Genomic DNA, 12,689 nt, shown 5'->3' on the forward strand with positions numbered 1-12,689 from the left:
CCGTCATCACCTGCTCAATCCGGCCGCAGCCGGCCGAGCAATTCTTCGTGCCCCTCGCTGCCGCGCGCCGCATCGGCCACGATCCGGCCGCCCTCGACCAGCACGATGCGATCGGCCAGTTCCGCCTCGCGGCGGACATGGGTGACGATCACGAGGGCACGGTCCTGCGCGCGCGCATCGAGACGCTCGATCACGTCGCGCGCCGTCGCGCCGTCGAGCCCTTCGGTCGGCTCGTCGAGCAGCCACACGCATGTATCGCGCAGCAGCAGGCGTGCAAGGGCCAGACGCCGCGCCTGCCCGGCCGACAGGCCGATGCCGCCCTCGCCGAGCACGGTATCGAGCCCGTCGGGCAGGCTGGCCACGAACGGGCCGAGGCCGGCGGCATGCAAGGCATCCAGCATCCCGGCCTCGCCGGCATCGGCGCGCGCCAAGGCAAGGTTGCCGCGCAGCGTGTCGTGGAAAAGCTCGCTGCGCTGCGTGAGCAGTGTGGCGGGCAGCGTCACGACCGTTCCCGCCTCCGGCGCGATCTCGCCCGCGATCAGGGAAAGCAGCGTCGACTTGCCCGCCCCGCTGGCGCCGATCAGCGCGACATGCTCGCCCTTGCCGACGATGAGCGACTGGCCGGCGAGCACCGGGCACCCGGCAGCGTCATAGCGCACCGTCACACCGTCGATCTCGACGGCGTGGAGGAGGTTCGACGGCATGGAGGGCCGCGGTAATGTCCCGGCGGCTTCTTCCAGCTTCGGCCCCAGCCGGCGGGCCGACAGCAGCACCCGGCCGAACTCCAGCGCGCCACGGCGCAGCGCCGTGAACGGCTCAAGGCTGGCCAGCGCCACGAACACCGCAAGGGCCGCGACCGGCGCGCCGATGGCCCCGTTTTCGGCCAGCATGGCGGCGGCGACCAGCGTGACGGCCACAAGCCCCGCGCCGGCAATGGCGAAGGCGAGGCCGGTGCCGGTTTCGATCCGGTTCAGCGCATCCTCCGCCCCGGCCAGCCGCGCGTCGGCGGCGGAGACGGCGGCGGCCTGCGCCGCCAGCCGGTTGGCCATGACGAGGTCGGACTGGCCGCGCATCAGGTCGATGGTGCGCGCCCGCAGCACCTCCAGCGCATGGGCGCGTCGCCGCGCCGGCTTCTTCGCACGGGCGGCCGCGGCGGCAGGGATCGCGAGCCCGGCCACGATCAGCGCCCCACCGATGCCCGCGCCCAGAACCGGGGCGATGAGGCCCAGCACCAGCGCGGTGACAAGGGCCGAGCCAACGGCAGCCGCCAGCGGCACGACGACGCGCAGGTAAAGCGAATCCAGCGCATCGATATCGACGGTGAGCCTGAACAGCAGCCGTGCCGGCCGCGCCGCCAGCCTGCGCGCCGCCTCGTCACCGGCGAAACCGCGGAACAGGCGCTCGCGCAGCCTTGCCAGCACTTGGAGCGTCGCATCATGGGTGACCAGCCTTTCGCCATAGCGCGAGGCGGTGCGGGCAAGCGCCAGGAAGCGGATGCCGGCAGCGGGAGCGAACACGTCGAAGACCAGAGCCGTCGCCAAGGATGCACCGGCGATCGCGGTGGCGGTGATGAACCAGCCGGAGAGGCCAAGCAGGGCGATGCCCGCCAGGGCGGTCGTCAGGGCCAGCGCGGCCCCGGCGGCCAGCATCGGCCGGTTGCCGGACCAGAACAGCGCCAGAACGGTGCGCAGGTGCCGCATGCCGCTCATGCCCGCTCCCTTCCCGCTGGCACATTGCCCAGCGTGACGATGCGGTCCATGCGCGCCGCCAGCACCGGATCGTGCGTTGCGACGATCAGCGTCCGGCCTTTGGTGACCTCCAGAAGCATGTCGGTGATCTCGTCGGCGGTGCGGCGGTCGAGATGGGCGGTCGGCTCGTCGGCCAGCACCAGGCCGGCACCTTGCGTCGCCGCCGCCCGCGCGATGGCCAGCCGCAGCGCCTCGCCGCCGGAAAGGCCGGCGCCGCCTTCGCCGAGCACCGCGCCTGCGCGCCTAAGCGCCACCGCGCCCAGCCGTGCCGCTTCCAGCGCAGCGCCGGCTTCCCGCTGCCCGATGTCCGGCCGCCCGAGCGTGACGTTGCGCCGAAGCGTGCCGGCGAAGATGTGCGGCATCTGGCCGATCCACGCCATGCCGGCGCGCAGCCGCCCCGCCGTATCGGAGCGCAGCGGCTCGCCACCGATGCGGACGATGCCCGCCTGCGGCACGGCCAGCCCGCCGATCAGCGCCAGCAGGGTCGACTTGCCGCCGCCGCTCGGCGCCATAACAGCAACGCGCTCGCCCGGCCGAATATCGAGCGACAGCCCGTCGAACACCTTCCGGCCCTGCCCGGCATGATGGAAATGCACCTCGTCGAGCGTGACGGACGCCGCCCCGCCGGCTGCGGCCGGCCCGGTCCCCGTTTCATCGACCGGCACGATCGCCTCGCCGGCCGTCATCACCTTCTCGAGCGCCTCCAGCGCCGCCACGCCGGCGGCGCGGTCGTGCCAGACGGCGGAGAGGTCGCGCAACGGCTCGAAGAAGGCCGGCGCCAGCATCAGGATGAACACGCCCTGGCCGAGCGACAGCTTGTCGCCCCAAGCGCCGAACTCGAGCTGGCCGAGAAAATGGAAGCCGACATAGACGGCGACCATGGCCACGCCCAGTGCCGAGAACAGCTCCAGCACTGCCGAGGACAGGAAGGCGATGCGCAGCACCGACATGGTGCGGCGCCGCAGCAGAACGGCCTCGTGGCGCAGCCGGACCGCCGTGCTGTCCACCGCATCGAAGCTGCGGATGGTGGCCAGTCCGCGCAGCCGGTCGAGCAGGAAGCCGTTCATGTCGCCCATCTTGGCAAGCTGGCGCTCGCTCGCCTCCCTGGCCCGCCAGCCGATCAGCGCCATGAACACCGGGATCAGCGGCATGGCGACCAAAAGGATCAGCGCCGCCACCCAGGACAGCGGGAACACGCAGGCGAAGATGGCAAGCGGCACGATCATGGCGCGCCAGCGCAACGGCTGGAAACGCGACAGGTAAGGCACCACCGCCTCGGCCTGCTCGGCCACCGTGCTGGCGACGAAGCCGGAGGACGGGCGCGACGCATCGAGCGGCGAGCGCGTCGCCAGCGCCGCTATGGCTTCGGCCCGCAGCCGGGCGAGCTCACGCCGGGCAGCCGTGAAGGCGAGCCGCGATCCGGCCCGGTCGAGCACCGCGCGCACCACGCCGAGCACGAAGACGGCGACGGCCGGTGCCACCACTGCAGCCGCGACGCCGCCGGCGGCGATGTCGCCGACGGCCATCGCCAGCAGGCCCGCCTGCGCGATCCAGATAAAGGAAGCGGCGATCTGCAGGCCGATGCTCAGCCTGCCGGGCGACCGCACCGCCGGCCTCGTCTTGCCGGGCCTCGCATCGGAACGATCCGGGCGGGCGGATGCATCGGCAGCGGGCCGGTCGGGAGCCGCGCGACGGGCGATGGCTGTATCGAGCGCAGTCAAGTCTGTCCCTTGCGCTTGCGGCCGATGGAAACGATGCGGTCCTTGGCGTCGAGCAGCTTCGTCACCTTGGAACCGAGGCTGAGCAGCATCGCCAGCCTTTCCGTATCGAGCCGTTTCACGTCATCGTACCAGTTGGTGAGCTGTTCGATGAGTCCGTTCATCTCCATAAGGCGCGACTGCGCAAAGCGTTCCTCCGCGCTGCCGGGCTGCTGCATGAGCAGCTCGCGCAACATCGACAGCGTGGGGTCGACTTCGCGCTTCTTGCGCTCCTCGGCCAGGGTGCGCAGGATCTGCCAGATGTCGTCGGGCGCGGTGAAGAAATCGCGCCGGTCGCCGGGAATGTGCCGCAGCACGACCAGATTCCAGGTCTGCAATTCGCGCAGGCCCATGGAGACGTTGGAGCGCGACACGCCGAGCGCGTCGACGATCTGGTCGGCGCACAAAGGCTCGGCCGAGACATAGAGCAGCGCATAGATCTGGCCGACGGTGCGGTTGATGCCCCAGCGGCTGCCCATTTCGCCGAAATGCAGCACGAAGGACTGGATGAGCGGAGGAAGATTCATGGCACACAGTAATTTCAGAAATTTCTGAAAATTCAGTACGCCTAGACATGACAAAAATCAAGGCAGGCAGCATGTCGCACCCGCATGATGAAGGGTCGCCGATCCCCGAATCGGGATCGAACCTGTTGTCATTCTTGGGAAATACGCCCTGAGCATGGGCTGCGGCGAACGCTGCCCGCTGTTCCAGCACGTTTGCCTTAGCCAGACGAGTCCGTCTGGCTGCAAAAAGGCTTCAGAAGCCGATCGTTTCCTCGAAGCGGTCCCAGGAACGATACATCTCGTAGCGCCCGAGGCCCTCGATCGGCACATGGCCGTAATAGGGCGAAAGCTGGAATTCGGCCGCCATCTCGCTGTGGCCGGCAACCGCGCCGGCGTAGATGGCCGAGGCCAGCCCGGTGCGGTTGGCCCCATGGTCGCAATGCACCAGCAGCGGCTTGGGCGCATCGCGCATCAGGGCCGCCAGTTCCTTCGCCTTGGCGACGGGCAAGCGCCGCGCCGAGGACATCGGATAGTCGATGATGCGGATGCCGTGCCGCTCGGCCTCGGCGCGCGCGGCCAGCGCCTCCGCATCGGGCTTCTCGTCGCGCAGGTTGAGGATGGTGCGGATGCCGTAGCGCTCCGCGTAATGCGCGACATCGTCGTGATCGGGCTGCCCGGACCGGTAGAATTCTCCCGGAATCACTTCATGGAAATTGCCGAGCAATTGCTGCACGCCCATGTGGGCCCCCATCAGCGCCGGCGCGCCAAGCAGCACGGCAAGGAGAACCCGCAGTCGTCGCAAACCAGCCAATGTCGGCTCCCTCAACATTTCCGGCCAATTCCTGGCACGGATTTGCGACAGGAAAAAGAACTGGCCCGCACAAAAGCGCGTGCTCAGTCGGCAACCATGTCTTTCAGGCGCGTGAAATGGCCCATCTTGCGGCCGGGGCGCGCCTGCGCCTTGCCATAGAGATGCACCATCACGTCGGGCTCCGCCACCAGTTGCGGCATCAGCGCCACATCGTCGCCGATCAGGTTTTCCATCACGCAATCGCTGTGGCGGCGCGTTTCGCCGAGCGGCAGGCCGGCGACCGCCCTGATGTGCTGCTCGAACTGCGAAACGGTGCAGGCGGCTTCCGTCCAGTGGCCGGAATTGTGCACGCGCGGCGCCATCTCATTGGCCAGCAGCGAGCCGTCGTCCAGCACGAAGAACTCCACGCCGATGACGCCGACATAGCCCAGCGCCTCCAGGATGGCTGCCGTCGCGTCGCGCGCCGCCGTCGCCGTCACCGGCGCGATGGCCGCCGGCACGGTCGAGCTGCGCAGGATGCCGTCGCGGTGCACGTTCTCGGCCGGCGCGTAGGTCTTCACCTTGCCGTCGGCGCCGCGCGCGCCGATCACCGAGATTTCCCGCTCGAACGAAATCAGGCCCTCGAGGATCAGCGGCACCGAGCCCATGGCCTCGAACACGCCGGCATAGCCGCCGGTCAGCATGTTTCGGAAGACGCGCTGGCCCTTGCCGTCATAGCCCATGCGCCGCGTCTTCAGCACGCCGCTGCCGCCGAAGGCCTGCAGGGCGGACGCCAGCCCGGCATCGCCGTCCACCGCCAGGAACGGCGCGGTGGCGATGTCGATGCCGTTGAGGAACTGCTTCTCGACCAGCCTGTCCTGCGAAACCTCCAGCGCGCGCGGCGGCGGCAGCACCGGCACGCGCGCCGCCAGGGCCTCGGCCGCTTCCACCGGCACGTTCTCGAACTCATAGGTGACGACGGCGCTGATCGAGGCCAGTTCCGCCAGGGCGGCCGGATCGTCATAGGCGGCGACGATCTGCCGGTTGGCGACCTGTGCCGCCGGGCAGTCTTCCTGCGGTTCCAGCACCGCGATACGGTAGCCCAGCCTTGCGGCCGCCATGGCCAGCATGCGGCCGAGCTGGCCGCCGCCGACGATGCCGATGGTCGATCCGGGGCCGATGGTCGATCCGGGCGTCAGCATCACGCATCATCCTTCGGTTCGAGGGCAACCTTGTCCGTCTGCGCCGCGCGCCAGGCTTCCAGCCGTCCGGCAAGCGCCGCATCGGTGAGCGCCAAGACGGCGGCGGCCAGCAGCGCCGCATTGACCGCCCCCGCCTTGCCGATGGCCAGCGTGCCGACCGGGATGCCGGCCGGCATCTGCACGATCGACAACAGCGAATCCTGCCCCGACAGCGCCTTCGATTCCACCGGCACACCGAACACCGGCAGCGGCGTCATCGCCGCCGTCATGCCCGGCAGATGCGCCGCACCGCCGGCACCGGCGATCACCACCTTGTGGCCGGCCGCCTTGGCGCCGTGGGCGAAGTCGTAGAGCCGCTGCGGCGTGCGGTGGGCGGAAACGATCAGGCTCTTGTGGGAGACGCCGAGTTCGGCCAGCGTTTCGGCGGAGTGGCGCATGGTCGCCCAGTCGGACTGGCTGCCCATGATGATGGCGACATCGGCTTGGTGGTCGGTCAAGGCCCTGCTCCCGTCAGCAAAGCGGCGACGTAGCGGAATTTTCCCCGGCCCGCAAGGACGACCCATGCCGCAACTGGACCATTGGCCACCGCTGCCGGAATTGACAGGCCCGCCGGGCAGTGGTTAGCGTCGCTCCTGGAATCGGTTCCACATACGGATCAAAAGGGAACACGGTCAGCCGAGCGATCGGCAAAGCCGCGACTGCCCCCGCAACTGTAGCCGCCGAGCCTCTCCCCGATATGCCACTGGGCCGCAACGGTCCGGGAAGGCGGCGGGAGGCGACGACGCGGAAGTCAGGAGACCTGCCGGTTCCGGTCACCCATGCTTGATCACGGGGTGGGATCAGGCGCGGCCGTCCGCTGCGGTGACACGACAAGGTGTTGCCGCGTGCCTTACGGCTGCCGGGTGGAACATGCGATCCCCCTGCCCTTCCGGTCCGCGGTTGAAGTGGAAATCGCCGGCGCGAGACGCCCGGCATTCGGGGGTAAGGACCATGAGAACGACAATTCTGGCCGCAGGCGTATGCGCGCTGGCGCTGACCGGCCCGGGCTGGGCACAGCAATCCGCGAACAGCGACGACGACACCATCCAGCTCGACACGATCGTGGTGACCACGCCGCTGCGGCGCGCTTCGTCGCTCGAGCGTTCAACGTCGTCGGTGACGGTGATCGGCGAAGAAGAGATCAGGAAATCGGCGGCGCTCGATTTGCTCTCCCTACTGAAGACCCAGCCGGGCATAACCGCCACATCGAATGGCGGCCTCGGCGCCGATTCCAGCCTGTCGCTGCGCGGAGCCAGCGCGGCCCAGACGCTCATACTGGTCAACGGCGTGCGTGCCGCATCGGCCACTGCGGGCACACTCAACCTTTCCAGCATCCCGCTCGATTCCATCGATCGCATCGAAATCGCCAGAGGCGGCCATTCGGCGCAGTATGGCGCCGACGCCATTGGCGGCATCATCAACATCATCACCAAGCAGGGCGGTCCCTGTCCCGAGGGCAAAAGCGCCTGCGGCAGCGTGACGGCCGGTATCATGCACCCTTGGGGCGGCACGCTATCGGGCAATGTCGGAGGCGGTACCGAAGATGGCCTGCGCTACTCCTTCGGCGCGAGCATCCTCGGCACCCAAGGCTACGACTACCGCCTCTCGCCCGGCCATGACCTCGACAAGGACGGCTTCACCAGAGGCTCGGTCAATTTTTCCCTGTCGAAGGAAATGGCGGCGGGCGCGATCTACACCGACGGCCTTTACACGCGGGGCAGGAACGAGTTCGACAACGATCCGTTCGGCAACGTCTCGCACACCGACAATTTCTCCGGCCGGCTCGGCGCGCGGCTCGACCATTCGGAGAGCTGGACCTCGACTGTCGAACTGTCGACAGCCCTCGACTACGCTTCCATTTCCCAGGATGGCGTTGCCGGCGACGACTTCGACACGCTTCGTTACGGCCTGCTTGCGACCACCCAGAAGCAGTTCGATCTCGGAGCCACGCACCATATCGTCCAGGGTGGCGTCGAAGCCTATCGCGACTCGGTGAAGAACAGCGCCGTATCCGGGGTGCCCTATGCGGAGACGAAGCGGGACCTTGTCGCGGTATTCGGCCAATATTCGTTCGAGTATGAGCGCCTCACTGTCGATACCGGCCTGCGCTATGACGACAACGAGCAATTCGGCAGCGTCACCACGTACAATGTCGGCGCAAGCTATGAGCTGACCGATGGATTGGTTGCCCGCGCCTCCTATTCGACCGGTTTCCGTGCCCCGACCTTCAACGACCTCTATTATCCCGATGCAGGCAACCCGAACCTCAAACCGGAGGAATCCCGCTCCTACGAAATCGGCCTGAACTGGCGCATCGCCGACCAGACCACACTCGACATGGCACTGTACCGCAACAATACCGACGACATGATCGCCTGGGCCCCCATCGACCCGAACGATCCCGGCGGTCCGTGGCAACCCTCCAACATCAACCGGGCACGCGTCACCGGCTTCGAGGCCAAGCTGGAACACCGCTTCGACCCGCAATGGAGCGTAAGGGCGATGGTGGACGTGCGCGAACCCCTGAACAGGAGCGCCGGCGCTCACGGCAAATACATCGCCTATGGCGAGCGTTTCCGCAGCAGTGCCGGCTTCACCTACACCCCGACGGAAGACCTCAGCCTGTCCGCCGATCTGCTCTACGTCTCGTCACGCTACGCCGACGAGTTCAACGCAAGGCGGCTTCCCTCCTACATCACGGCGGACTTCTCCGCCATTTACGCGATTGACGAGAAGTCGCAGCTTAAGTTTTCTGCCCAGAACATCTTCGACAAGAAGTATGAAACGAAGGAAACTTTCCGCGCACCCGGCCGGACGCTCAATCTGAGCTTCACCCGGTCCTTCTAGGCAACGGCGATGTCTCAAGCGGCGAAACGCGGCCAATGATGATTTTGCGGACAGCATTGTCGTGTTTCGTCGCCGCCGTGCTGGGTATGGCTGCGGCGCTGCCCACCTTCGCGGCCGAGCCCACCCCCCGCCGCATCGTGTCCATGAATGTCTGCACCGACCAGCTTGCCATGCTGATCGCCGGCGCGGGCCAGCTCCATTCCGTCTCGGCGCTGGCGGGCGACCCGCGCGCCTCGGCCATGGCGGACGAGGCGCGGGCCTTCGCGGTCAACCACGCGCTGGCCGAGGAGATCTTCCTTATGGAGCCGGACCTGATCCTGGCCGGCACGTTTTCCGCGCGCGCCACGGTCGGGCTGCTGCGCCGCCTCGGCTTCCGGGTCGAGGAGTTCGCCCCGGCCAGGTCCTTCGCCGATGTGCGCGACAACATCCGGCGCATCGGCGCGCTTCTGCACCGGCAAGAGCGCGCCGCCGAACTGGTGGCGCAACTGGATGACGGCCTCGCACGGCTCCGGGCCGGCGCGCCATCGGGTCGCACCATCGCCCTCTACGAGCCGAACAGCTACACGGCAGGCGCAGGCACGCTGGCCAACGACATCTTCACGGCAGCCGGGCTGGTCAATATCGCCGAAAGGCTGGGCGTCACCGGCTCGACGCGCCTGCCGCTGGAGCAGCTGATCATGGCGAAGCCCGATCTGATCGGCCGTTCCAGCAGCGACTACGGGGCTCCCGCGCTGGCGCAGGAAAATCTCGTCCATCCCGCATTTCGCGCCCTGTCACGGCAGGACGCCATCGACCTGCCGGTGGCCAAGATGATCTGCGGTGCGCCCTTCACGCTCGATGCCGCCTTCATGCTGCAGGACGCGGCGGCGAAGCAGGAGCGCCGATGAGCGCCGACCGGCACTATCCCCTGCTCCTAACCCTGCTGGCCGCCGCCACGCTGGCGCTGTTCCTGCTGTCGCTGACGGTCGGCCCGGCCGGCATCGCGTTCGCAGACAGCATGAAGGCGCTGTTCTCCGACAAGGCCGACGGCGTCGCCCTCATCATGCGCGAGATCAGGCTGCCGCGCGCCATTCTGGGCGGCATGATCGGCGCCACGCTCGGCCTCTCCGGCGCCGCCCTGCAAGGCTATCTGCGCAACCCGCTGGCCGAGCCCGGCCTGCTCGGCATCAGCGCCTCGGCCTCGCTGGGCGCGGTGCTCGCCATCTATACCGGCCTGTCCGCCGCCTTTATGCTCGCCCTGCCGCTCGCAGCCCTCGCCGGCGCGGTGGCGGCCGTGCTGGTGGTGCAGGCGCTGGCCGGCCAGCGCGGCGGCGCGCTCATCGTCATCCTCGCCGGCATCGCCGTCACCAGCTTTGCCGGAGCCATGACCTCGCTGGCGCTCAACCTGTCACCCAATCCGTTCGCGGCGCTGGAGATCATGTTCTGGATGCTCGGCTCGCTCACAGACCGCTCCATGGTCCATGTCTGGCTTTCGGCGCCGTTCATGCTCGTCGGCTGGCTGATGCTGGGCTCGCTCGGCCGCGCCCTCGATGCGCTGACCCTCGGCTCCGAGACCGCCGCCTCGATGGGCATCGAACTGCGCAAGGTGCAGTTCCTCGCCGTGTTCGGCACCGCCGCCAGCGTCGGCGCGGCGACGGCCGTGGCCGGCGCCATCGGCTTCGTCGGGCTGGTGGTGCCCCATATATTGCGCCCGCTGGTCGGCGCGCGCCCGTCGCGCCTGCTGCCGGCCAGCGCGCTCGGCGGCGCCTGCGTGGTGCTGACCGCCGACATCCTCGTGCGCATCATCGCTCCAGAGCGCGACCTGAAGCTCGGCGTGCTGACGGCCATCGTCGGCGCGCCCTTCTTCCTGTGGCTGGTCTTCCGCACCCGCAGGAGCCTGCTGTGACGCTGCTTTCGGTCGAAAACCTTTCCGTGGAACTCGGGCACAGGCCGGTGCTGCACGGGCTGGGCTTTGCCGTCCAGCCGGGCGAGTTCATCGGCCTCATCGGTCCCAACGGCGCCGGCAAATCCACCCTGCTGCGCTCGGTGCTCAACCTGTTGCCCGCGCAAGGCCAGGTGCGCCTCTGCGGCACCGACGCCGCCGCCATGAACGCGCGCCAGCGCGCCGCCTGCGTCGCCTATCTGGCGCAGGAGCGCGAGATCGCCTGGGCCGTGCCGGTGGAAATGGTGGTGGCGCTCGGCCGCTCGCCGCACCGGCCGGGCTTCGCCGCGCTCACCGACAAGGACCGCGCCATCGTCGACGCCGCCATGCGGCGCATGGACGTGGAAGCGTTCCGCCACCGCATCGCGACCGAACTGTCCGGCGGCGAAAAGGCCCGCGTGCTGGCCGCGCGCGCTCTGGCGCAGGACACGCCGCTGCTGTTGGCCGACGAGCCCACGGCCGGGCTCGATCCCGCCCACCAGATCGCCCTGATGCGGCTGTTCGATTCCCTGGCCGCGGATGGCCGCAGCGTGGTGGCCTCGCTGCACGATCTCGGGCTGGCGGCGCGCTGGTGCTCGCGCCTGATCCTGCTCGACAGGGGCCGCATCGTGGCCGATGGACCGCCGGCAAGCGTGCTGACGCCGCAAAGCCTGCGCGCCATCTATGGCGTGGAAGCCTGGTTCGGCGAGGCGGATGGCGCGCCGATCGTGCATCCGCTCGATCTGGCCACGCCCGAATCCTGATCGGCCCTTCATTTAGGCCGCGCCGGGCGGCCGCCTACGCGTGGCAAGGAAGCGGCTCACCCGGCTGCCGGGCGACGGCCGGGGCTTCATGCCGTCTTCCAGTTGGCCTGAAAGATCGAGCGTCGGCCGCTCGCCCACCGCATCGAAATGCGCTTCCAGCCAATCGCTCGCCGCATCGCGCCCGAGATCGCGCAGATATTCGAGGAAGGCCCATTCGGCATTGATCTTGGACGACGCCGACAGGCCCTTGAACGCCTCGTCGGCATCGATGCGATGCATGCGGATGTCGCGATATTCGCCATGCGGCAGGCGGCCGACCGCGATCAGCTCCTTGACGAAGGCGATCGCCCTGAATTCGCGCAGCAGCGCGGCGTTGAAGGCGATCTCGTCCATGCGGTTCTGGATTTCGCCGGCGCTGGTCGGCGCGCCCTCGCGCTGCACCGGGTTGATCTGCACCAAAAGCACGTCCTCGGTCTGCGTCGCCTTGAAGAAGGGGAACAGCGCCGGGTTGCCGCCATAGCCGCCGTCCCAATAGGGCACGCCGTCGATCTCGACGGCCCGGAAAAGCTGCGGCAGGCAGGCCGAGGCCATCACCGTATCGGTGCTGATCTCGCCATCGGAGAACACGCGGATCTGGCCGGTCTCGACATTGGTGGCCGAGATGAACACCTGCATCGCCTCGCAGCAGCGCACATTGTCGAAGTCGATCTCATCTTCGATGACGTCGCGCAGCGGGTTGAGGCCGAGCGGATTGGCCAGATAGGGGGACACCACCCGCGACATGGTGTCGAACCAGATATAGCCGGGCGAATTCTCGACCGACCAGTTGCCCCACAGCATGTCCCAGGGCGTCCGCTGCACAGGGCTGAAGCGGCCCTTTCGCGCCACCGCGCGCCAGAATTCCGCGAGCTTGGCACGCGCGCCTTCCATGCCGCCGCGCACGAAGCCGTCGGCCAGCGCCACCGCGTTCATGGCCCCGGCGCTGGTGCCGGAAACGGCGACGATGTCGAGCCGCCCGTCTTCCAGCAGGCGGTCGAGCACGCCCCAGGTGAAGGCGCCGTGCGAGCCGCCGCCTTGCAGGGCGATGTTGATCTTCTTGCGCTGCGCAGTTTCACCGTTGGCCGGCATGCGCGGTC

At 68.4% G+C, this 12,689-nt stretch carries 11 protein-coding genes and 1 riboswitch; of the genes, 4 read left to right on the forward strand and 7 right to left on the reverse strand.

All coding sequences use genetic code 11. The features are described from left to right. Nucleotides 1-14: 14 nt before the first annotated feature. The 6 genes from ACVCNR_RS07815 to purE form a co-directional block, all read right to left on the reverse strand. On the reverse strand, nt 15-1,709 hold the full coding sequence (locus tag ACVCNR_RS07815) for an amino acid ABC transporter ATP-binding/permease protein (protein ID WP_447074257.1): 1,695 nt from the start codon (nt 1,707-1,709) through the stop codon (nt 15-17). Continuing rightward, nucleotides 1,706-3,469, reverse strand: a complete 1,764-nt coding sequence (gene cydD, locus ACVCNR_RS07820; RefSeq protein ID WP_447074258.1) for a thiol reductant ABC exporter subunit CydD — start codon at nt 3,467-3,469, stop codon at nt 1,706-1,708. Before cydD ends, ACVCNR_RS07815 begins: the two co-directional genes overlap by 4 nt. Next, nucleotides 3,466-4,032 (reverse strand): GbsR/MarR family transcriptional regulator, encoded by a 567-nt coding sequence (locus ACVCNR_RS07825; protein WP_354197919.1) that lies wholly within the window; start codon nt 4,030-4,032, stop codon nt 3,466-3,468. The genes cydD and ACVCNR_RS07825 overlap by 4 nt, the downstream gene beginning before the upstream one ends. 232 nt (nt 4,033-4,264) lie before the next feature. Next, nucleotides 4,265-4,840 carry a tyrosine-protein phosphatase gene (locus tag ACVCNR_RS07830; RefSeq protein WP_447074259.1) on the reverse strand — a complete coding sequence of 192 codons (576 nt, stop codon included), beginning with the start codon at nt 4,838-4,840 and terminating at the stop codon, nt 4,265-4,267. Nucleotides 4,841-4,905: 65 nt separating this feature from the next. Further along, nucleotides 4,906-6,003: a 5-(carboxyamino)imidazole ribonucleotide synthase gene (locus tag ACVCNR_RS07835; RefSeq protein ID WP_447074260.1), complete on the reverse strand. Its 1,098-nt coding sequence runs from the start codon at nt 6,001-6,003 to the stop codon at nt 4,906-4,908. Then, nucleotides 6,003-6,500 (reverse strand): 5-(carboxyamino)imidazole ribonucleotide mutase, encoded by a 498-nt coding sequence (gene purE, locus ACVCNR_RS07840; protein WP_354197923.1) that lies wholly within the window; start codon nt 6,498-6,500, stop codon nt 6,003-6,005. The genes ACVCNR_RS07835 and purE overlap by 1 nt, the downstream gene beginning before the upstream one ends. Nucleotides 6,501-6,625: 125 nt before the next feature. Next, a riboswitch (cobalamin riboswitch) is annotated at nt 6,626-6,824 on the forward strand. A 169-nt stretch (nt 6,825-6,993) separates the two neighbouring features. Here purE and ACVCNR_RS07845 point away from each other — a divergent pair. Genes ACVCNR_RS07845 through ACVCNR_RS07860 form a run of 4 tightly spaced genes read left to right on the forward strand, consistent with a single transcriptional unit; the run spans nt 6,994 to nt 11,553 of the window. After that, a complete protein-coding gene (locus ACVCNR_RS07845; RefSeq protein ID WP_447074261.1) occupies nt 6,994-8,889 on the forward strand; it encodes a TonB-dependent receptor plug domain-containing protein in 1,896 nt (631 codons plus the stop codon). A 35-nt stretch (nt 8,890-8,924) separates the two neighbouring features. Further along, nucleotides 8,925-9,776, forward strand: coding sequence for an ABC transporter substrate-binding protein (locus tag ACVCNR_RS07850; RefSeq protein WP_447074263.1), 852 nt, complete (start codon nt 8,925-8,927; stop codon nt 9,774-9,776). Further along, complete coding sequence (locus tag ACVCNR_RS07855) at nt 9,773-10,774, forward strand: FecCD family ABC transporter permease (protein ID WP_447074265.1); 1,002 nt, start codon at nt 9,773-9,775, stop codon at nt 10,772-10,774. Before ACVCNR_RS07850 ends, ACVCNR_RS07855 begins: the two co-directional genes overlap by 4 nt. Next, nucleotides 10,771-11,553 (forward strand): ABC transporter ATP-binding protein, encoded by a 783-nt coding sequence (locus ACVCNR_RS07860; RefSeq protein ID WP_447074267.1) that lies wholly within the window; start codon nt 10,771-10,773, stop codon nt 11,551-11,553. Before ACVCNR_RS07855 ends, ACVCNR_RS07860 begins: the two co-directional genes overlap by 4 nt. A gap of 12 nt (nt 11,554-11,565) precedes the next feature. Here the strand turns inward: ACVCNR_RS07860 and ACVCNR_RS07865 are convergent, their stop codons facing one another. Further along, nucleotides 11,566-12,681 (reverse strand): patatin-like phospholipase family protein, encoded by a 1,116-nt coding sequence (locus tag ACVCNR_RS07865; RefSeq protein ID WP_447074269.1) that lies wholly within the window; start codon nt 12,679-12,681, stop codon nt 11,566-11,568. Between the last annotated feature and the right edge of the window lie 8 nt (nt 12,682-12,689).

Source organism: Aquamicrobium terrae, assembly GCF_052978165.1.